Source organism: Xenorhabdus griffiniae, from assembly GCF_037265215.1.
GTDB lineage: Bacteria > Pseudomonadota > Gammaproteobacteria > Enterobacterales > Enterobacteriaceae > Xenorhabdus > Xenorhabdus griffiniae.
On the sequence record NZ_CP147737.1, the window covers coordinates 435,317 to 456,970 of the forward strand.

Consider the following 21,654-nt stretch of genomic DNA (forward strand, 5'->3'; position numbering starts at 1 on the left):
TTTCAAAATGATAGGAGTATTCCTTACCCCGCGCTCCGCGCGGGGTAAGGAACTCCAACATCTGATACTCTCAGTATTATGAAAACCTATTTATAAGATGGCTTTTTTATTACTAATGAAAGATGTAATAGAAAAGCATTGGCTTATATACCAATCTAACTTCAAGATGCGTGTGATATCTCCCCGCGAAGCGGGGAGATATCAGGTTTCATATAATGTTGTCAATGGCAACTTGAAATTTAATGCGTATATAATATGAAAATAACACATGTAAAATATAGAGTTACGATTACAATAGAACATCTTGAAAGTGTTAAATCAAAAAACTGTTAATACAGTATGGATATAAAGAAGATATCCATAAGTAAAAGTAAGCAATATATTTAACGCTGTATAACATGATAACCCATGAGATCGCAGTACAAGAGAGTTGTACTGCGATTGATATGGTTATTAATCAGCGTATTACAATGACATCACTGACCTTGACGGGCAATTTCCTGCTTATGCTTATTTTCACTCAACATAACAAACAGCAGCAGAATAACCGAGAGGATACAACCGCCGATCATGACCATAAAGCCACCGTCCCAACCGAAGTAGTCAACGGTATAGCCGACGATGATACTGGCCGCAACCGAACCGCCCAGGTAGCCAAACAAACCGGTAAAGCCCGCGGCTGTGCCTGCTGCTTTTTTCGGTGCTAATTCCAGGGCATGTAGGCCGATTAGCATCACCGGACCGTAAATCAGGAAGCCGATAACCAGCATACAGATCATATCGATATCAGGATTACCCTCTGGGTTCAGCCAGAATACGATAGTGGCGATGGTGACAAGGATCATGAAGAATACGCCTGTGGCACCACGGTTGCCTTTAAATACTTTGTCCGACATCCAACCACACAGCAGCGTACCCGGAATACCCGCATACTCATACAGGAAGTAAGCCCAGGAAGACTTATCCATGGTAAAGTCTTTCACTTCCTTCAAGTAAGTCGGTGACCAGTCAAGAATACCGTAGCGCAGTAAGTATACGAATACGTTGGCAACTGCGATCATCCACAGTAATTTATTCGGCAAAACGTACTGCATGAAAATTTCTTTTGCAGTCAGTTCTTTTTCGTTTTTTTCCGTATAGTCAGGTGGATAATCGTTTTTATACTCTTCGATAGGGGGTAAACCACAGGATTGTGGAGTATCGCGCATTAAAGCGAAAACAATGAGTGCCACGATGATAGCTGCAAAGGCTGGCATGTAGAACGCGGCTTTCCAGTCATTGAACCAGGCCATTCCCAACATGAACAGTAATGGTGGCACGCCGCCGCCAACGTTATGTGCACAGTTCCAGACAGAAACAATTCCACCACGCTCTTTCTGTGACCACCAGTGAACCATGGTACGCCCGCAAGGAGGCCAACCCATACCCTGGAACCAGCCGCAGAGGAACAGCAGAGAAAACATGATAGCAATGCTGGAAGTCGCCCATGGCACGAAGCCCATAATCAGCATCACTGCCGCCGCCAGTATCAAACCCGCAGGTAAGAAAACACGTGGATTCGAGCGGTCGGAAACGGAGCCCATGATGAATTTTGAGAAGCCGTATGCAATTGAAATCCCTGATAATGCAAAACCAAGATCCCCCTTAGAAAAGCCTTGTTCGATCAAGGAAGGTATGGCGAGAGCAAAGTTTTTTCTTACCAGATAGTAAGCCGCATATCCGAAGAAGATCCCCATAAAAATTTGCCAGCGCAAGCGACGATAGAGTGGATCTATTTCCTGCGCAGGCAACCGAGCCTTATGAGGCGCCGGCTTGAAAATACTTAACATATTTTTTGTCTCCACATGACTTTTGTATGAGCGAATCACCACCATCAAGCAATGATGGCGTTAAACGAAAAATTTTAGCTATTTATTTTCTATATCGAAGCTAATATTAGCTGAAAACAACCTTATATGACTGTGAGGTATCGCTAACATATAGATATAATTTCGCAAAGTCGATAATTTTGAGTGATTTAGCGCTTTTTTTGAATACAAATTATTTATATTAGTGTGACAGCAGTCACAATAAACGGGACTTTTGGGCTATTTTTTATTTTTGTACGTTTAAAGTTTGTATATATACCAATCTCCTTTCAAGATGCGTCTTATAAATGGTTTTCATAATACTGAGAGTATCAGATGTTGGAGTTCCTTACCCCGCGCGCCGCGCGGGGTAAGGAATACTCCTATTATTTTGAAACGCCATTTATCTCCCCGCGTAGCGGGGAGATATAAACAATCACATTGATTTGCAAGCTGCAACTTGAAGTTAGATTGGTATATTCTCGACCAAATAAAAGCTCATTATTATTAGGGAAATGTGCCTGATGTAGTAACCATAGAAAAGTTAGATAAATATAACCCACACAAACGTTCCTATTATAAAAATTATTTAATAAATAACTGTTGGTTTTTTCTGCTTGCTTTTTTTATAAGTGGTACTATTTTCCTGATGGTGTTATTTAAATAATATTCTCATTTGCATATGCAATTTATTTTTATTTACATGCGTTGCGTTTTTTGTAACGCAGTTATAAATAAAATGTTTGAAATTAAAATTCAAAATAATGGATATTACTACAAATAGTTATTCATGCTGCTGATAACAGTTTACATGCAGGGCTGGATAACCATTTTGTGGTATAAATTTTAATAATATCAATGTGTTAATTGATTTTGGTTGCGGGTTGTATAGGCGTGATACACTCTGTCTTCCAAATAATAATGGGTTTTATATAAATTGATTGTTTAATGAATAAAAGATTACAAATTTATACTAATTAATATACTTATTAAATTCTAAGAAAATTTTTTTAATTTATTTTTTTTATCCAATTAGCGTCAACATAAGGTATTTGAAAATACTGAATGTAGGCAAAAATTGGAAGATAACGACTACCAGCATTGATGCCTCTACTCATCATGAAAAATGATGAAACCAATGAGGCTCAGAATGAGAGCATCATTATGAATACTTACACACACAAGGCAATATTACACACAGCATTTACTACTGGGCAAAAAAAATCTTCCGTTGTTGAAGCTGAATTTCATCGTAATATCAGTCATATGACAGCAGAATTTGAACCGTGCTTTAAGAACGCTCCTTCGGGGAGTCGTGATTTTTCCCGAATTCGAGCGCTTGCTACAGTATCACTGACGGGGGTGACCGGATATGTCCACCAAATATTACACTATCTGATTGGTATTGGATTCTTACCGGCAGCGCTTTCAAAAAGTTGCAATATGGAGGCTGTATCATGGAACGATTAATCAGAAAAGAAATCATGAATTGGATGATCGTTACCAATGGTAAACAGCATTATTCAGTCTGGCCTATTGAGTATGAGATCCCGCAGGGATGGATGGTCATAGGCAGAACAGGGACGAAAGAAGAATGTTTGAGTTATATTACTAAAATTTGGCAGGAGCCGACAAGATAGACATTGTTAACCAAGTTATGGGCATGTTCCTGCGGGTTCATGCCCGTTTTATTTCGCCAGTAAGTTTCGGTCAGTGAGTCAATTAATTATGCTATTCGCCTCATTTTGTGAGGCAAATAGCGTTGTTATTTGCCTCATTCTATGAGTAGAATGATTAGACTATTGGCGTCATAAGGTGGAATTCAATGTGGATCTGGGAACAAAAAAATTGGCCTAATTTCCAATGGGATGAGCATGTACTGAATCCTATTTTGCGGGAAATTCACTTTAATCAGGGGATGCTATTAGGAAAATCTGACGTTGAAAGTACAGAGCAAGCAACACTGGATAATCTTCTTGCCAGTATCCTCTATTCCTGTGAAATAGAAGGTGAAAAGTTGAATGCAGCATCAGTACGCTCTTCATTGGCAAATCGATTCGGGATCAGTGAAGCTAAGCCCTATCCAACCAGTGAGCAGACCGATGGTATGGCAGAAATTGCCTTTGATGTGGTGGTGAGATATAACGAATCTCTGACGCTAAATCGCCTTTTGAAATGGCACGAATTGATGTTTCCTGCGGATTATACTTTGTTTAGTCCCATTAAAGGTGGTCAACTGCGGCACGGGGGGATGCAAGTCATCTCTGGTAGAATAGATAATCCTATTGTTCATTTTGAAGCACCACCTGCCGAAAAATTGCAGGGAGAAATGACACAGTTTATTACCTGGTTTAATCAATCTCGTCATGAACTCTATCTTGATCCGATTTTGCGGGCAGCAATCGTACATTTATGGTTTGTCACGTTGCATCCAATGGAAGATGGTAATGGGCGCATTGCCCGTTTTTTGACTGATTTAGTATTGGCGCAAGGTGAAAGCCGTTCGATTCGATTTTATGCCATGTCAGTAAGTATTTGTGAACGCCGTAAGCAATATTACGAAATACTGGAACAGACTCAACGTGGTGATCTGGATATTACCGATTGGATGGTGTGGTTTCTGCAAACACTCAATAGCACCCTTATTGCTAAATTGAAGCAAATTGATGACCTAGTGAAAAAGACTCGATTCTGGCGTCGTGTTGATCAAAGCCAGCTCAATCAGGAACAAATAAAAGTATTGAACAGAATGTTAGATGCTGATTTTCAACAAGGTATTAATAGCAGCCAATATCAAAAAGTGGCTAAAGTGAGTCGTGCAACCGCGACCCGACATTTAAATCATCTAACAGAACTCGGTTGTTTGGAAAAAACTGAGGCTGGGGGCCGTAGCACACGTTATATTATTCATCATATTTGAATCTATTTTGGTCAAACTCTTAGGGCGGGAATTCCCGCACTAAGAGCAATCGAATTAATTTCGCAATCACTTAATACAACCAATCTTTACCCACTTGATCTGCGGCCAAAATTGCGGCGTAAACTTGTTCTGGTGTCACAACAAATGGCATATTGTGAATGGTTTCACCTTCGGCACAACTTGCGATAGCGACTTGCATGATTTTCTGATGCAGTTTCTCATTATCACGTAAGCCCAATTGCTCCAATGTGACGGGTAACCCGACCTGTACACAGAAATCGAGCACGGTTTCCAATTCTTCACTTGGGCTATTTTCTAAGATCAATTGTGTCAGAGTTCCAAACGCAACTTTTTCGCCATGATAGAGATGATGACACTCTTCCAGCACGGTAAAGCCATTGTGGATGGCGTGAGCTGCTGCTAATCCTGCACTTTCAAAACCAATGCCACTCAAGTAGGTATTTGCTTCCACAATATTTTCAACGGCTGGTGTACTGACACCGGCTTCTACCGCCAGTTTTGCTTTATAACCTTCCGCCAGCAAGGTTTCATAACACAGTTTTGCCAATGCCAAACCTGTAGTGGATGTTGCACCGCCAGCCATGGTTGGTTTGTGGGCTGTACTGCTGGCGCGTGCCTCAAAATAGGTGGCGAGTGCATCTCCCATACCTGCGACAAGCAGGCGAACCGGTGCCTTAGCAATGATATTGGTATCCATTAGCACGATGTTTGGATTTTGTGGATAGAACAGGTAGCTGTCGAATTCACCGAGTTCAGTATAAAGAACGGAAAGGGCACTGGTCGGTGCATCTGTTGAAGCAAGGGTAGGAGAAATAATGACGGGTATTTTGGCTTCGTATGCAACCGCCTTGGCAGTATCAATCGTCTTTCCTCCCCCGATCCCGATAACAGCCTGACATTGTTGTTTCAACAAAATGGCAGACAAGCGATAGATCTCATTACGGCTGCACTCACCATTGAAAAGTTCGAAATGGCTAGTCACTTCGTGTTCTTCGAGACTCTGGCTGACGGTATCCCCAATAAGGCTCATCACGAAATTATCAGCAATCACGAAGACGTGGTCAGCAAGTATTTTGGTGTATCGACCAATGTGAGATAACGCACCTGGCCCTTGAATATATTTGGATGGAGACTGGATCACTTTCAGCATAAGAAATATTCCTTCTTTACCGGAAACTAGGCATAGAGTGTCACAATACTGGCGTAGGGCAAGTTACGCATTGCCCATCCACACTATACGGCAAAATATGCAGAGAAGTTATGAGTAAAAGCAGGAAATGAGTGATATGAGGGGAAACACTGGCGGAACGTTTGTCCCCCTGATTGACTCAGGGAGGATGTTTTTAGTTGGCTTTGGCCAGGATTTTTTCTTCTGTTTGGGCGAAAAAGTATTTCAGGATTAAGTTTAACAGAATGCCATAAGCAGGCAGGAAGAACAGCATGCAGATAAACAGCTTGAAAGCATAATCTACTAGCGCAATTTCTACCCAGTGGGTTGCCATAAATGCATCCGTGCTGCGGTAAAACGCGATAAAGAAAAAGGCCAGTGTATCAAGCATATTACCGAAAAACATGGCGGCAGCCGGCGCTATCCACCAGCGGCTTTTTTGGCGAAGACGATTAAAAACACCAACATCTAATATCTGGCCGAGTACATAGGCCATAAAACTAGCGGCGGCAATGCGAGCGACAAACACATTAAAGGTTCCCAACGTCTCGAATCCTTGCCAGACTCCCTGGAAAAACAGAGCCGAAATCAGATAGGAGATCAGCAATGCCGGCAGCATAACGGAAATAATGATCCGGCGCGCCAATGGCGCACCATAAATACGCACGGTCAGATCAGTTGCCAAAAAGATAAAGGGAAATGTAAATGCTCCCCAAGTGGTATGAAAACCCAAAATTGAGATGGGTAATTGCACCAGATAGTTACTGGAAGTAATGATCAAAATGTGAAAAAGCGACAGCCAGATCAAGGCCGTAGCCCGCTGTTGCGTAGTTAATTGCAGCATATTGTACCTTTTTGGTGGATGGGGTGAGGGAACCCAATAAATCGATTTACCTGACGATCAGGCGGTGGGATCATACGTGTGTTGCGCAATAAAAGTAAAGTATGGCAGTTGACGATATTTTGTAATATACGCATTAAACTTCAAGTTGCCATTTACAACACGATATGAAACCTGCTTTCTCCTCGCTTCAAGGGGAGAAATCACACGCATCTTGAAGTTAGATTGGTATATAATCCATTGCCATAGATTTTTTGAACCTACAGAGATTGTTATGTCCGATATTTTTGCCAACCCTGACAAGACACTTGATACGTTGGGATTACGTTGTCCAGAGCCAGTAATGATGGTGCGCAAGACTGTCCGCCACATGGCTGCCGGTCAGACGTTGTTGGTCATTGCGGATGATCCGGCAACAACCCGTGATATTCCGGGATTCTGTCGTTTTATGGATCATGCACTAATCGCTCAAGAGACAGAGCAAACTCCGTATCGATATCTGCTCAGAAAAAGCGAAAATGCTGTTTAATTGAGAAACATCTATATAATTAACTGGCGAAAAAAGGGAGCCGTGCTAAGCTTTAACTATGGCATTTGGTTTCTTATCTATCACCTCGCTGGATGCCACATTTTCTTTTTCCTTAATAGCAACCTTTTGTAATTAATTATGATTTTGAAAAGGTGCATGTTAATAGTATTGCTATGCACCTTTTCAGTTTGTTATTTACCTTTGCCACTTTTCCATCCGTCTGCTTGTGGCAATGTAGGTTGAATATTCCGTGTATTATTTCAGAGGCTTGTTCCTAAGCAGCCGGACTGCGTTTGCTGTTACTAAAGCTGTGGCCCCTGAATCGGCCAGAACGGCCATCCATAGTCCGGTAATACCCAATAGACTTGTGATAAGAAATATCGCCTTTAGTCCTAATGCAATGGTGATATTTTGACGGATGTTATAATGGGTTGTTCGGGACAAGGAAATAATTTCAGGTAAACCCGTCAGTCGGTTATGCGTCAAAGCGGCATCAGCTGTTTCCAGTGCAACATCAGTACCGCTTCCCATAGCAACACCTATCGTGGCCGCTTTCATGGCTGGCGCATCGTTGATGCCATCACCAACCATCATGGTGCGGTGTTTTTGGTTCAACTCAATGACTGCTTTCACTTTATCTTCAGGCAGCAACCCTGCACGATAATCAATGCCCAGTCGATTCGCAATAGCTGCCGCGGCACGGGGATTATCTCCTGTCAGCATGACTGCGTCGACACCTTGTTTTTTCAGGATACGGATAGTCTCTATGGCATCCTGACGCAAGGTATCTTGCATTGCTATCAGCCCCATAAGTTGTCCATTTTGCATGACAGCAACGGCTGTTTTTCCATTGTCTTCCAGTTCAGTGACTCTCTGTTTCCATTGCTCGGACAAGGTATTTTCCGGCAATCTTCCGGGGGCTGCGACGAGAATTTTTTGCCCCGATAATTGCCCTTCAACCCCTATACCAGCCAGTGCCTTGCGTTGTTCAGCTTCAACAATTGTCACACCTCTGTTTTCTGCGGCATTCAGGATAGCTTTTGCCAGTGGGTGATGGGAGCCACTTTCTACAGCACCCGCCAGTGCCAGTAAGGTTTCTGCACTGATATTTTCCACCGGTTCAATTTCAGTGATCTGGGGTTTTCCTTCGGTCAAGGTTCCGGTTTTATCCAGTGCAATGGTGCGCACTGAACCAAGTTGTTCCAAGGCTGCTCCACCCTTGATTAGGGAGCCACGACGGGTTGCTGCGGCCAGCGCGGAAGTAATGGCAGCAGGCGTCGAGATGACCAATGCGCAAGGGCAACCAATTAACAGCAGCGTCAGGCCACGGTAGATCCAGGTTTCCCATGAGCCAGCAAAAAACAGGGGTGGGACGACTACCACCAATGCAGAGAACAAGATAATCAGCGGAGTATAGATACGACTGAAACGGTCGATAAAGCGCTCAATCGGTGCACGACGCTCTTCCGCTTCTTCAATCAGTTGCAGAATGCGGTCAATGGCGTTGTGACCCGGTTCAGAGATCACCTTCATCTGCACGGCACTATCAACAGAAAGGCAACCCGCGGCGACTTTTTCTCCTTGCTGCCGTTCAACCGGAACTGATTCACCGGTCAGGGCACTTTCATCGAAACTGGCAAAGGGACTGAGCAGTTCGGCATCGGTAGGTAAGCGTGCACCTGGGGCGATTTCGATGATATCCCCCGGACGCAGATCCGCCGCTGGCACGGTTTTCTTTTTTCCATCCTTAATGAGTAAGGCTTGTTCAGGAACTAATGCCATCAAGGCACTGACGCCACGACGTGCGCGTCCGGCGGCATAGGATTCCATTATTTCCCCTAACTTGAACAGAAGAATAACCATTGCCGCTTCTGCGGTAGCATCAATAAACAAAGCACCGATGGCAGCAACGCTCATCAACGTTTCAATGGCGAAAGGTGTGCCAGAACGGATCAGTTTGATGGCCTTGGTCGCTACCGGATATAACCCAATGAGTGTAGTGATAATGAAAGCAATTTGCCCTGCGGGGGCATTCGCTTTTGCTATTCCCCAACTGACGAACATCAAGGCGGCCAGAATCAAAATGGGGGAAAAAGTCTTCCAGTAACTGACTGCCGGAGGCAATTTAGATGCCGAACTTGCCTCTTTGATGGTAAAGCCGGCCTGTTTTACTGCTTGTTCAACGGCAGCACGAATATCAATATCAGCATCGACCACCAGTTTCTCTGTTGTAAACAGGACCTTGACCTGTCTGGCTTCTGGCAGTTTTTTGACAGCATTTTCGATTTTGCCTGCACAGCTTGGACAATCCATGCCTTGGATAGTCCAATTAAAACGCTGTCTCGCGGTTAATTCGGTGAGAACGTTATCCTGCATAGTATGGGCATGATCGTGTGAACAGTGTGCACCATTATGTTCATGGGAGTGCACTGTGCCAGTAGAGCAACAAGAAGAGTTATGGTCTTGTGTGTGAGAATGATGCAAATGTTCGTGGCTGTGATTATGATGTGAATGCTCACTTACATTATTGGCGATATTCTGATATTCATCTTTTTGCAAAGATAGAGAATCGTGCGGTGATTGCTTATGTTTTTTAGTCGTGGATAACATAGGCGACCTCTTAAAATAGAGTTAATTTTAGACATTAGCATTAACTCTACACGTTGGAGTAAACTCCAGAGTCAAATCCAATAAGAGGAATTCTTTTGATGATTTGTGCTAATTCAGATAAGTTCTCATCGTCAATGTTCTTCCTCTTGATGTTGTTTGCTTTTTAACCCTTAGTTAGTAAGGGCAAACTATCATAGGTATAGTGAACGAATAATCAAAAAATGGCCGATAAAACCACAGGTAGCAACCATCGCTTTTGACAATTTAAAAGGGAAACGATATTGAGCAATGATATTGATACTGTATGAAAGGAATAGCAGGATAGCCCCCGCGATGACAGAAAACCGGCTGTCGTTGCTGAGCGAAAAATATTGTTCTCCGGCAACCCAAGCCATCAGTAGTGCCATAACGAAACTATCTACTACTCGCCAACGCATATTATCCAGACGATTCCAGACTGTCAGCATGACCACAATACCAACGACCAACAAGATCAAAGGCAGCGGGAAGAAGAAACTGAAATCCATATGTAAGGCAAAACTGATGGTGTATAACAGGTAACTCAGGAATAGTGCGATGAATGAGAAGAGTAAATACTTACCAGGGAGCATGCGGAGTGTATCAGAGAGCAAAGCAGTCAAAAGGCCCGCAATAATAAGGTAGCCTGAAACCTCAAGATTGGGCGCCTGGCAAGCCCATAACAATAAAAGTAACATAGTGACGGGGCGGAAAACCCATTGCTGCCAGTTGGTGCCACGATAAGCAGCATCAATATATAACCACCCAGAGAAAAACACAGCAAGAAATGGCCAACTCATATTTTTCCTTTCCTCAAAGTTCAGTGCCCGTTTTGTCAGGCAATTTTATTTATGATGGGTTTGGTACGGAGAGTATCTTGATTTATCAATATTAATTCATTATTAACGAACAAATAACGTTTTATTATCAAAAACAAAGGGCGTCAATAAGTTATTACAAGAATGACTTATTGACGAAGGAAAAAGGTAAGATGAGTCACACGGTATGTGAAGTTATTTTTTTTCCTGTTGCTTCCCTTTTTGTTGTTTCTTCTGCCAGGCTAATAATTCAAAGACGCCAAAAAAGAAGATCTTAGTCTGGAGAAAACCAGACAGTTTTTGATCTTTCGGCTGGGAGTTTTTCAGTAGCAGCAACTGAAAGGAGTGCATGATTACCGTAAATACCATTGCAATATCCATGAAATATCTCAATGGTTTAGGGAATGGGTGAAACAAATTGAAGATCATGATACCCCACACTAAGATCATGATCCCTCTGCCTAATTGAATAAACATCATCGACTCCAAAATCGTGTGTAAACCGTTCAAACTCCCGATTACGGGTGGCGAATATATAAACGATAAGCAACTTGTCCGGCCGTTTTTTGCCGATGCAGTTGCCAGTTTGGGGGAACTTCTGTCGCAGCAGATTCTGCTTCTGCCTCAACATAAATCCAGCTTTCTTCTGCCAGCCAGTTATTGGCTTCCAATAAATTGATTGTTTCAGCCAGCATTCCCTTACGGAATGGTGGATCGAGGAAAACCACATCAAACGGTGTTCCGGTGTTGTTAAGGTATTGTAGTGCATTGCCTTGCACCACATCGGCATTTTCAGCTTTCAGTAAGGCCAGGTTAGCCGATAGTTGTTTCGCCACATTACGATCATATTCAATTAAGGTCGTGTGGCTGGCATAACGAGACAAAGCTTCAAATCCAAGCGCTCCGCTACCTGAAAAACAATCCAGGCAACGAGCACCCTGAATCACTGGCATAAGCCAGTTAAAAAGTGTCTCGCGAACGCGATCTGTTGTTGGACGCAGGCCGTCACTATCAGGAACCGGCAATTTTCTTCCGCGCCATTTTCCGCCAATAATGCGGATTTGTCCCAAAGACAGACGCTGTGGTTTTTTAGTCATAATTTACATAACTTAAATATTTGCCATCCGCCGCGACTCAATAATATCTGGCGGAGACAAAAAGTGAGTGAAAACGAAGATATCCATTGATTAATTTACCACGAAATCCTCTATAGATATGTGTTGTGGTGTGATGAAAATGTTAGACTGGATTCATTACCGTTAGAACCTATCTCAGTGGATATAACAGCATATATCTAACTTAACCGCGAGGAGTGTAGTGGCCGATGGCAAAAGAGAAAAAAAGAGGTTTCTTCTCTTGGTTTGGACTTGGTCGTCAAGATAACAAACAGCAAGAAGAACAAGCTGAACAAGAAAGAGTTGCTGCGGAAGAAGCCGCCCGTCGCGCAGCAGAAGAGGCAGAACAGCAACGTTTAGCAGAAGAAGCAGCCCATCGCGCGGCAGAAGAAGCAGAACAGCAACGTTTAGCGGAAGAAGCCGCCCGTCGCGCGGCAGAAGAAGCAGAACAGCAACGTTTAGCGGAAGAAGCCGCCCATCGCGCGGCAGAAGAAGCAGAACAGCAACGTTTAGCGGAAGAAGCCGCCCGTCGCGCGGCAGAAGAAGCAGAACAGCAACGTTTAGCGGAGGAAGCAGCCCGTCGCGCCGCAGAAGAAGCAGAACAGCAACGTTTAGCGGAAGAAGCCGCCCGTCGTGCGGCAGAAGAGGCAGAACAGCAACGTTTAGTAGAAGAAGCAGCCCGTCGAGCAGCAGCAGAGGCAGAACAGCAACGTTTAGCGGAAGAAGCCGCCCGTCGCGCAGCGGAAGAGGCAGAACAGCAGCGTTTAGCGGAAGAGGCGGCCTTACCTAAGGAACAAGAACGACCGACTAAAGAGGGATTTTTTGCTCGTCTGAAACGCAGTTTAGTTAAAACTCGTCAAAATCTTGGTTCCGGCTTCTTGGGATTATTCCGTGGCAAGAAAATTGATGATGATCTGTTTGAAGAGTTGGAAGAGCAATTATTGATTGCAGATGTGGGCGTTGAAACGACTCGTAAGATTATTACTAATCTGACAGACCACGCTAGCCGTAAAGAGTTGAAAGATGCGGAAGCACTTTACTCTAAACTGAAAGAAGAGATGTCAACCATTCTGGCGAAAGTTGATAAGCCGCTAGAGATAGAAAGCAAATCACCTTATGTCATTTTGATGGTGGGAGTAAATGGGGTTGGTAAAACGACCACGATTGGAAAGTTGGCGCGTCAATATCATTCACAAGGCAAATCCGTCATGCTGGCAGCTGGAGATACTTTCCGTGCGGCTGCGGTAGAGCAGTTACAAGTTTGGGGAGAACGCAACAAAATCCCAGTGATTTCCCAACATACAGGAGCAGATTCCGCCTCAGTGATTTTTGACGCCATCCAGTCAGCCAAGGCTAAAGGTATTGATGTCCTGATTGCAGATACCGCTGGGCGCTTGCAGAACAAATCCCATTTGATGGAAGAACTGAAAAAAATCGTTCGCGTGATGAAAAAACTGGACGAAGACGCACCTCATGAAATTATGCTGACTCTGGATGCCAGCACAGGTCAAAATGCAGTAAGTCAGGCTAAACTATTTCATGAAGCTGTGGGATTGACGGGTATTTCACTGACCAAACTGGATGGTACTGCGAAAGGGGGAGTTATCTTCGCTATTGCCGACCAATTTGAGATCCCAATCCGCTACATTGGTGTGGGTGAAGGCATTGAAGATCTCCGTCCATTTAAGGCAGACGATTTTATTGAGGCTCTTTTTGCCCGAGAGGATTAACTATCAATGATTCGCTTTGAACAGGTCAGTAAAGCCTATCTGGGAGGGCGGCAGGCGCTGCAAGGGGTGGATTTTCATCTACTTCCAGGAGAAATGGCATTCTTAACCGGTCATTCAGGGGCCGGTAAAAGTACACTTTTGAAACTTATCTGTGGTATTGAACGCCCTAGCGCAGGCCATATTTGGTTTTCTGGTCATGACATTAGCCGATTAAAATCCCGTGAGATCCCTTTTCTGCGCCGTCAGATCGGCATGATTTTTCAGGATCATCACCTGCTTTTGGATCGTACCGTATACGAGAATGTCGCTATGCCGCTGATCATCTCAGGGGCAAGTGCTGAAGACATTCGGCGACGGGTATCTGCAGCGTTGGATAAGGTCGGCTTACTGGACAAAGCGAAAAACTTCCCCATTCAGCTTTCCGGTGGAGAACAACAGCGTGTTGGTATCGCTCGTGCGGTGGTGAATAAGCCAACCGTGTTGCTGGCAGATGAACCGACGGGAAATTTGGATGGGGCATTATCAGAGGGGATCATGCGTCTGTTTGAAGAATTTAACCGAGTCGGCGTGACGGTTCTGATGGCTACCCATGATACAGCCCTCATTGAACGAAGAAAATATCGTATCTTGACTCTGAATCAGGGACGTATGCAAGGAGGACATCATGGCTAAGTATGTCCGTCATTCAGCGAAAAAAACACACTCCCCAAAATCCAAATCATTAAAAGGGGGATGGCGTGTACAGTGGCGTTATGCGTGGAAAAGTACGCTGTCCGATATGTTCCGCCAACCGTTGGCAACGTTGCTGACAGTTATGGTGATAGCGATTTCCCTGACCTTGCCGAGTGTGTTCTATATTGTTTGGAAAAACGTCAATCAAGCAGTGATGCAGTGGTATCCCATTCCACAACTCACGGTCTATTTGGATAAGTCACTGAATGACAATAGCGTCAAACAGGTTATTGATCAGTTGAAAAATATGGATGGGGTGAAATCGGTCAATTACCTTTCCCGTGACGAAGCCGTAAACGAATTTCGTGCGTGGTCAGGTTTTGCCAGCGCGCTCGATTTGCTGGAAGAAAATCCTTTGCCGGCGGTTGCCATCGTTTCTCCTAAATTGAATTTCCAGGATTCTCAGGCGCTAACAACATTGCGCGATCAAGTTGCGCAGATTAAAGGCATTGAAGAAGTCAGGATGGATGATAGCTGGTTTGCCCGTTTGACCGCGTTGGCTGACCTTGTAGGCAGAATTGCAGCGGTGATAGGTATTTTGATGGTGGTTGCACTGCTCTTGGTCATCGGTAATAGTGTCCGGCTGAGCATCTTTAGCCGTCGTGAGACGATTAATGTCATGAAGTTGATTGGGGCAACGGATGGTTTTATTTTGCGTCCTTTCCTCAATGGTGGAGCTTTATTGGGGATTTTGGGCGCAATATTCTCCTTAATCCTCTCTTCCCTGCTGGTGTGGAAACTTTCCAATGTGGTCACAGAAGTGGCGAGTGTTTTCGGTACTAGCTTTATACTGCATGGTTTGGAGTGGGATGAATCACTCTTGTTAGTGCTTATTTCAGGTATGATTGGTTGGATAGCTGCATGGTTTGCGACAATTCAGCATTTACGTCGTTTTAGGCCAGAATAAAGGTGTTGCAGGGCTTACTGAACTGTTGGGCATAATTGTTGTCAAAATCACAGTTATGGTTTTGTCCTGCTATTCACACAACTGAGGCGATTTGAATATGATCTCTATGGTGGTAAAATAGACGCATCTTTGGCTTGAATAAACCATACTGGTGAACTCAGGCAAATTTGAAGGCCATCAATTTGGATCTAATTTTGAGAGAATTTGAATGACAAAAGAAATGCAAACTTTGGCGTTAGTTCCACAAGGTAGTTTGGAAGGGTACATCCGTGCCTCCAATGCTTATCCTATGCTTTCTGCCGAGGAAGAGAAGGAACTGGCAGAAAGGCTGCATTACCAGGGAGATCTGGATGCAGCGAAAAAGCTGATTCTTTCTCACCTGCGCTTCGTTGTTCATATTGCCCGCAGTTATGCCGGTTATGGTCTGCCGCAAGCGGATTTAATTCAGGAAGGTAATATTGGCCTGATGAAAGCGGTTCGTCGTTTTAATCCAGAAGTGGGCGTACGTCTGGTTTCTTTCGCTGTTCACTGGATTAAGGCAGAAATCCATGAATATGTATTGCGTAATTGGCGTATTGTGAAGGTCGCAACAACAAAAGCTCAGCGAAAGCTGTTCTTTAATTTGCGCAAGGCTAAACAGCGTCTGGGGTGGTTCAATCAGGATGAAATTGAACTGGTTGCCAAAGAATTGGGCGTGACCAGCAAAGATGTCCGAGAGATGGAATCCCGCATGTCAGCGCAGGATATGGCATTTGATATGTCTTCTGATGATGACAATCATGATAGCCAGCCAGTGGCTCCGGTGCTGTATTTGCAAGATAAGGCTTCTGACTTTGCCGATGGCATTGAAGAAGATAACTGGGAAACTCACGCTGCGGATAAGCTTTCTGTGGCGATGGAAGGGCTGGACGAACGTAGCCAGGACATCATTCGTTCTCGTTGGTTGGATGATGACAACAAAACTACCTTGCAAGAATTAGCGGATAAGTATGGTGTATCTGCTGAACGTGTTCGGCAGCTAGAAAAAAATGCCATGAAGAAATTGCGACTGGCTATTGAAGCGTAATCTCATAGCTGAGCAAAATTTTCTGGATTAAAAAGCGATAATTTGTTTATCGCTTTTTTTATGCGTGTAAAACAAACAGCACCAAAGAACTGAGGAAATTCCATGATGAAAATTGTGATTGCCCCTGATTCATTTAAGGAAAGTTTGAGTGCCTTGCAGGTGGCACAGGCAATAGAGCGGGGATTTAAGGAGATTTATCCGCAAGCAGACTATATCAAGTTACCTATGGCGGATGGCGGCGAAGGGACAGTCGAATCACTGGTGGCTGCAACCGGAGGAAAACGTATCGTGTGTACTGTTACTGATCCTTTGGGGCAACCTGTTGAGGCATTTTTTGGTTTGCTTGGCGATGGAAAAACCGCAGTGATTGAAATGGCTGCCGCTTCTGGTTTGCACTTGGTGCCGATGAAGCAGCGTAACCCTCTGATAACGACGAGTTATGGAACGGGAGAATTGATTCTGGCTGCATTGGAACAGGGGATACACAAACTGATTTTAGGCATTGGTGGCAGTGCAACCAATGATGGTGGCGCAGGCATGATGCAGGCACTTGGTGCGACTTTATTGGATGGGGACAGTCGTATTCTGCCATTCGGCGGCGCGGCATTAACTCGGCTGGAAGGGATTGACTTAACGAACCTTGATCCACGTCTCAGGCAAATTGAATTTATCGTGGCTTGTGATGTGAATAACCCATTATGTGGTGAACAGGGAGCATCAGCGGTATTTGGTCCACAAAAAGGCGCGACACCGGAGATGGTGAAATCGTTAGATTCTGCATTGCGTCATTATGGCATGAAAATAGAATCCCTAATGGGAAAAAGCGTGATTGATGCTGCTGGTGCAGGTGCGGCTGGAGGGATGGGCGCATCCTTATTGGGGTGCTTGGGAGCAAGATTACAGCCTGGTATTGCCATTGTTATCGAAACCTTGCAACTGGAAAAAGCGATTCAGGGGGCAGATCTGGTCATTACGGGGGAAGGGCGTCTGGATAGCCAGACCATATACGGTAAAACCCCTATTGGTGTTGCCCGTGTTGCGAAAAAGTTTGGCATTCCCACCATTGCGTTAGTTGGGGGAATGAGCCGAGACTATCATGTTGTGCATCAGCACGGGCTGGATGCGGTCTTTTCCATCATACCGGAGGTTTGTTCCCTTGCTGATGCCCTTGCCAATGGTGCCGATAATTTGCAGATAACGGCCCGGAATATTGCCGCGATTTGGGCTATTTCCCACTAAATTGCCTTATAAGCGCTGCTATCGCCGTTTACTGTGCCGTTGAGTCATGATGGCAGTGAAACCGATAGATGCAGCAAATAACAACGCCCCCGTTAAAAATACCCATTCATAGTGGTTATTGAATAACAAGACACTGCCAACCATTGGGCCAATAGCCATTCCCATATATCGAATAAAATTATAAAGCCCAATCACAGTTGCCCGTTCTTCCACAAAGGTTTTTAACAGTAAAGTGGCATGTGTAGGTGTTGATAGCCCTAGAGTGAAACCGTATAAAGCGGTGACAATAATCAATGTGGGAACGCCGAACCGATATGTGATGGAAAACAACAGGATTAAAGCCAGATTTAGCAAACTACTGACAATCAGGCCATTTATCTCAGAAAACCGATGATGGAGTAAACGATAGCTATAGCTGCCACCAATCATTGCCAGTGATATGGGAATGTACATCCAACCGATATCGGCAGGGCTGAAATCATATTCATGGTTTAAGATGATGGGTAAAAAAGTCAAAAAACAGAAATAACAATAGGACAACATAAAACCAATACAGAAAACGGATTGCGTGATGCGATCTGACAAAATCTGGCCGAACTGCCAAAACACCTTTTTGGCACTTGCTGACGGTTTTGGCATATTTTCGGGTATGGTTTCAGGTTTAGTCTCTGGTAACCAAAGCAAATTGCTGATCAGTATTAGCCCACCGATAACAGCAATAAATTGGAAAATCGCAACATATCCGTTTAATTCGGCTAAATAGCCACCGAGCAGTGGTCCCAAAGCAGGAGTCAGCGTTAACAACATCTGATAAGTACTGATGGCTTTGGCACGATGTTGCTCTTCATACAGATCACCAATAATTGTCGCTGCAATAACAGGAATAGCGGCAATCCCAATAGCTTGAACTATTCGAAAGGCAATCAGCCAATAAATATCGGAAGCCATCGCACAACCAACAGAGCCAATGACGGAAATAGTCAGAGCAGGAAGTAAAATAGCTTTACGGCCTTTATTGTCCGCTAGTGGACCATACACGATTTGCATAATAGCTAAAACAAATGTGAATGCTGATACCGTCAGGTTTACTAAAGGTAGGGACGCATTGAATAGCGCCTGTATGGTAGGGATCACGGGAACATAGATATTTTGAGCAAGAGATCCTAATAGGGCACTAAAGCATACCAGGTAGAAAATCACCTTTACATGACGAATTGAGTTATATCGATTCATTTTTTTCTCCATTTTTGTTTCCAAGGAAACAATATGAAGATTAATAAACGGGGAGATTTTGTAAAGATCTTTTTCTTCTTTTTTTGTTATGATGCAAATAATATTTTCCTCAGAAACATTATTTTGGAAAAGTTGTAAATGAGTAACAGTACAGTTTACCAACGTGAGATCCTTGCCGCCGTTAATCACTTGATACAGCTAAAAGATGGTATTAAGAGAGGGCATAATGAAGAGACACTCCGCGAATATGGGCTCAGTGGCTATTCATTATCTGAACTACATGTGATCCAGTGTATAGGAGAATCGGTATTATTAAATATCACAAGTATCAGCCAGACGCTGGGAATGACTAAGGGGGCTATCTCAAAGATCTGTGCAAAACTTCTTCAGCGCTCTATCGTTGAAAAACTGAAAATGGTAGATAACCAAAAAGAGACCTATTTCAGCCTCACTGACGAAGGGAAACAGATATTTTTTGCGCATGAAAAACTGCATCGGCAAATAGAAGCAAGATGGTTGCAAATATTGGAAAGCTATTCGCCGGAAGAATTGATGACCATTAAGCGATTTATTGCTGACATATCGAATATAGTGGGACACTCTCGATAATGAATTGCCGCCATGTATCGTGGCATGACAAGAATCAGAAGCCTGACTGGGATAATTAAAATCAGTAAACAACAGGCTTCTGACGAAGTTATCTTGCCTCATTCAGCAACCATTCTTGCCTATAATTGTCTCGGCAATGGGGATATATTGATCTGTAATTTTATTAACAACATTGTCCTCTTTCTTGACGGGTTTGCAGTCTTCGAAAAACCACTGAATTGGCGTATTAAATATACAGGCAATAACAACGAGATGGGAGAGATTGATTCGATTCACTCCCGTTTCGTAACGTGAAAGTTGCTGTTGACTGAGGCCGAGTCGATTTGCCAATGCTGTAGCAGTGATACCTAGCTCTTTCCTTTTGATCTGAATACGTTTTCCGACTAATAGGTTTGCATCTTCCATATCTCATCCTTTTTTCATTAGTAAGTTATGGCGTCATCAAGGAGAATTGCTGAAGCTTAAAATGAGTTCGATTTTTGCCCCGCTAGTTGCCCGTAAAATAGGGCCTGCCTTGACGGATTATCGTTCACGGTATGCCTATTGTTACCACCTGATTCGCCGTTTTTGTTTTCTAACATGCGTCTTGTTTTTGTCATCCTTGCCTTATGGCTACCTCTGCATATTTTTTCGGTTGAGTTACCGATGCGGCTTAAACAGAGGTCCGATTCTCCTTGCATGAAAGATAACCAATATGTTCCTGATTTTTATTTTATGGGATTTTGTCTATTTAAATAAATTTATTTAATTGATTTTTAATGATTTTTAGTCGATTGATTAAGGTAAACCTGCAAAAAGTAGTGAATTTTTGTCTAACCTCATGTTTATTGACATATATCATTCTTGTTGATGATTTTCTTGAGGTTATAAACTGGACAAAATATACCAAACTGTCTAGTTTAGATTTATAATTCGTATTGGTATCTCTAAAAAGAATTAAATTTTGGATATGTAATGCTTTTAAAACATTAATTCTGGATGATCTGACAATATTTGACCGGCATCAAGTAATATTTTTTCACCATTAATATTATGATGATGCAACAAAATATGTGAATAACAAAAAAAATTCATATATTATAATTGCTTAAATGGAATGATTTGTAGTATGTAATGAAATTTGACTTAGGTTAAATTATGTAGGATTATGTTTACAGTTTGGTATAAATTGTTTTGTTTTTTAATATAATTTTATTTATTTGGATTATGTAAAGGTATTTTGATGTTTTAGTGGATTATTTCGGCTGTTTTACCTTATTTTTATTAAAAATATTATTTACCATTACCTTTTCCACTAAATTGACTTTTAATTCGCCTAAAAATGAGGTTTACTCGCATTTTTGCATTTTTTGAAAATGGCAAGAGTATCTCTTATGGGATATTGAGATATTTTTTATTTTTCTAATAAAAACAATACGATATAAATTTTCTCGGTGGATTATGGCTTTATCAAGTGGTATTCTGTTTTTCTTTGAGGATCTTTCTATGGAAAATAACGGCATTGAAGTGTTTTTTCGGCATATCGCATTAAAATTGAAAAAAACAGCTGTTGTACAAGGTTCCCAGAAATACCATTGTGGCTGGAAACATCGCAGCCGATAAGCTAGCAAAAACTGACTAAAACCTCACCCCAAGGAATGACGTTGTTGTGATTTCCTTTCCTGCTCAGCACATTGTTGCACCTGTCACTTATGTTCAGCCTGTTGCTTTTTCAGCAACGTTCCTTACCCCCGCGCGGCGCGAGGGGGTAAGGAATATTCCTATCATTTTGAAACGCTATTTATCCGAAGTCTCTGGTTGTAATTTACAACACTATATGAAACTTGATATCTCCCCGCGAAGTGGGGAGATATCACACGTATCTTGAAGTTAGATTGGTATACACCTGAAGAGTTATAGTGGAATAACGCCTAACTTTGTCAAGCTTGTTTTTTCAAATGGCGTAGTGACTTATTTATCTTCATGGTTAAGTTATCGCATTCCGTATCATAAACGGAAACATGAAATTAAATGGATGGGCTGATTTATGGAATAAAACCGAAGATAACCTCAAATTTATCGACTATTTCACTGAGCACTTACGTGAAAATTAATATTTATTTGAAATTGTTTTATTTTGTTATTAAATATAATGATTGTTTACATTTACATTAGTTGTGTAATTTGATTACTATAAAATAATATGTAGTTGAGTTAGTTTATTTTTTACATGGAGAAATATACATGTTTTTATTATAACAAAATGATAAAT

The 21,654-nt window shown here is 42.8% G+C and carries 20 protein-coding genes; 11 read left to right on the forward strand and 9 right to left on the reverse strand.

All coding sequences use genetic code 11. The features are described from left to right. Window positions 1-476 precede the first annotated feature (476 nt). Complete coding sequence (glpT, locus tag WDV75_RS01950; protein ID WP_189759580.1) at window positions 477-1,829, reverse strand: glycerol-3-phosphate transporter; 1,353 nt, start codon at window positions 1,827-1,829, stop codon at window positions 477-479. Window positions 1,830-3,011: 1,182 nt separating this feature from the next. Here glpT and WDV75_RS01955 point away from each other — a divergent pair. The 3 genes from WDV75_RS01955 to WDV75_RS01965 all read left to right on the forward strand — a co-directional run bounded on the left by WDV75_RS01955 (window position 3,012) and on the right by WDV75_RS01965 (window position 4,767). Beyond that, window positions 3,012-3,317 (forward strand): hypothetical protein, encoded by a 306-nt coding sequence (locus tag WDV75_RS01955; protein WP_273571096.1) that lies wholly within the window; start codon window positions 3,012-3,014, stop codon window positions 3,315-3,317. Continuing rightward, complete coding sequence (locus WDV75_RS01960) at window positions 3,305-3,487, forward strand: MbtH family NRPS accessory protein (RefSeq protein ID WP_273571095.1); 183 nt, start codon at window positions 3,305-3,307, stop codon at window positions 3,485-3,487. The genes WDV75_RS01955 and WDV75_RS01960 overlap by 13 nt, the downstream gene beginning before the upstream one ends. Before the next feature lie 185 nt (window positions 3,488-3,672). Further along, a complete protein-coding gene (locus WDV75_RS01965; RefSeq protein WP_273571094.1) occupies window positions 3,673-4,767 on the forward strand; it encodes a Fic family protein in 1,095 nt (364 codons plus the stop codon). Between the two features lie 70 nt (window positions 4,768-4,837). On the opposite strand, the gene WDV75_RS01970 is transcribed toward WDV75_RS01965, so the two are convergent. Both WDV75_RS01970 and WDV75_RS01975 read right to left on the reverse strand, forming a co-directional pair. Beyond that, entirely contained in the window at window positions 4,838-5,938 is a 1,101-nt protein-coding gene (locus WDV75_RS01970) for a glycerol dehydrogenase (RefSeq protein ID WP_189759576.1), read from the reverse strand. Between the two features lie 193 nt (window positions 5,939-6,131). Continuing rightward, the gene (locus WDV75_RS01975) at window positions 6,132-6,800 is read right to left on the reverse strand and encodes a 7-cyano-7-deazaguanine/7-aminomethyl-7-deazaguanine transporter (RefSeq protein ID WP_273571093.1); all 669 of its coding nucleotides are present in this window, start codon (window positions 6,798-6,800) and stop codon (window positions 6,132-6,134) included. A 271-nt stretch (window positions 6,801-7,071) separates the two neighbouring features. On the opposite strand from WDV75_RS01975, the gene tusA reads away from it, so the two are divergent. After that, window positions 7,072-7,326, forward strand: coding sequence for a sulfurtransferase TusA (tusA, locus tag WDV75_RS01980; protein WP_273571092.1), 255 nt, complete (start codon window positions 7,072-7,074; stop codon window positions 7,324-7,326). A gap of 255 nt (window positions 7,327-7,581) precedes the next feature. On the opposite strand, the gene WDV75_RS01985 is transcribed toward tusA, so the two are convergent. The 4 genes from WDV75_RS01985 to rsmD form a co-directional block, all read right to left on the reverse strand. After that, on the reverse strand, window positions 7,582-9,936 hold the full coding sequence (locus WDV75_RS01985; RefSeq protein WP_273571091.1) for a zinc/cadmium/mercury/lead-transporting ATPase: 2,355 nt from the start codon (window positions 9,934-9,936) through the stop codon (window positions 7,582-7,584). A 191-nt stretch (window positions 9,937-10,127) separates the two neighbouring features. Further along, a complete protein-coding gene (locus tag WDV75_RS01990; protein WP_273571090.1) occupies window positions 10,128-10,754 on the reverse strand; it encodes a lysoplasmalogenase in 627 nt (208 codons plus the stop codon). 213 nt (window positions 10,755-10,967) lie between these two features. Next, window positions 10,968-11,249: a DUF1145 family protein gene (locus tag WDV75_RS01995; protein ID WP_189759571.1), complete on the reverse strand. Its 282-nt coding sequence runs from the start codon at window positions 11,247-11,249 to the stop codon at window positions 10,968-10,970. A gap of 41 nt (window positions 11,250-11,290) precedes the next feature. Further along, window positions 11,291-11,869, reverse strand: coding sequence for a 16S rRNA (guanine(966)-N(2))-methyltransferase (gene rsmD, locus WDV75_RS02000; RefSeq protein ID WP_273571089.1), 579 nt, complete (start codon window positions 11,867-11,869; stop codon window positions 11,291-11,293). 227 nt (window positions 11,870-12,096) lie between these two features. Here rsmD and ftsY point away from each other — a divergent pair, with 227 nt between their 5' ends. The 5 genes from ftsY to WDV75_RS02025 all read left to right on the forward strand — a co-directional run bounded on the left by ftsY (window position 12,097) and on the right by WDV75_RS02025 (window position 17,561). After that, window positions 12,097-13,617: a signal recognition particle-docking protein FtsY gene (gene ftsY / locus WDV75_RS02005; RefSeq protein ID WP_273571088.1), complete on the forward strand. Its 1,521-nt coding sequence runs from the start codon at window positions 12,097-12,099 to the stop codon at window positions 13,615-13,617. Between the two features lie 6 nt (window positions 13,618-13,623). Continuing rightward, window positions 13,624-14,289: a cell division ATP-binding protein FtsE gene (gene ftsE, locus WDV75_RS02010; protein ID WP_074024812.1), complete on the forward strand. Its 666-nt coding sequence runs from the start codon at window positions 13,624-13,626 to the stop codon at window positions 14,287-14,289. Beyond that, entirely contained in the window at window positions 14,282-15,256 is a 975-nt protein-coding gene (gene ftsX / locus WDV75_RS02015) for a permease-like cell division protein FtsX (RefSeq protein ID WP_273571087.1), read from the forward strand. Before ftsE ends, ftsX begins: the two co-directional genes overlap by 8 nt. 208 nt (window positions 15,257-15,464) lie before the next feature. Continuing rightward, the gene (gene rpoH / locus WDV75_RS02020) at window positions 15,465-16,322 is read left to right on the forward strand and encodes an RNA polymerase sigma factor RpoH (protein WP_189760839.1); all 858 of its coding nucleotides are present in this window, start codon (window positions 15,465-15,467) and stop codon (window positions 16,320-16,322) included. A 105-nt stretch (window positions 16,323-16,427) separates the two neighbouring features. Beyond that, on the forward strand, window positions 16,428-17,561 hold the full coding sequence (locus tag WDV75_RS02025) for a glycerate kinase (protein WP_273571105.1): 1,134 nt from the start codon (window positions 16,428-16,430) through the stop codon (window positions 17,559-17,561). A gap of 18 nt (window positions 17,562-17,579) precedes the next feature. On the opposite strand, the gene WDV75_RS02030 is transcribed toward WDV75_RS02025, so the two are convergent. Further along, on the reverse strand, window positions 17,580-18,794 hold the full coding sequence (locus WDV75_RS02030) for an MFS transporter (RefSeq protein ID WP_337927181.1): 1,215 nt from the start codon (window positions 18,792-18,794) through the stop codon (window positions 17,580-17,582). A gap of 138 nt (window positions 18,795-18,932) precedes the next feature. Between WDV75_RS02030 and WDV75_RS02035 the strand changes: the two genes are divergently transcribed. Further along, window positions 18,933-19,403 (forward strand): MarR family transcriptional regulator, encoded by a 471-nt coding sequence (locus tag WDV75_RS02035; RefSeq protein ID WP_273571085.1) that lies wholly within the window; start codon window positions 18,933-18,935, stop codon window positions 19,401-19,403. Window positions 19,404-19,505: 102 nt separating this feature from the next. Here WDV75_RS02035 and WDV75_RS02040 read toward each other — a convergent pair whose 3' ends face one another. After that, on the reverse strand, window positions 19,506-19,808 hold the full coding sequence (locus WDV75_RS02040; RefSeq protein WP_273571084.1) for a helix-turn-helix domain-containing protein: 303 nt from the start codon (window positions 19,806-19,808) through the stop codon (window positions 19,506-19,508). 1,035 nt (window positions 19,809-20,843) lie between these two features. On the opposite strand from WDV75_RS02040, the gene WDV75_RS02045 reads away from it, so the two are divergent. After that, complete coding sequence (locus tag WDV75_RS02045; RefSeq protein WP_273559819.1) at window positions 20,844-21,005, forward strand: hypothetical protein; 162 nt, start codon at window positions 20,844-20,846, stop codon at window positions 21,003-21,005. The last annotated feature ends 649 nt before the right edge of the window (window positions 21,006-21,654 follow it).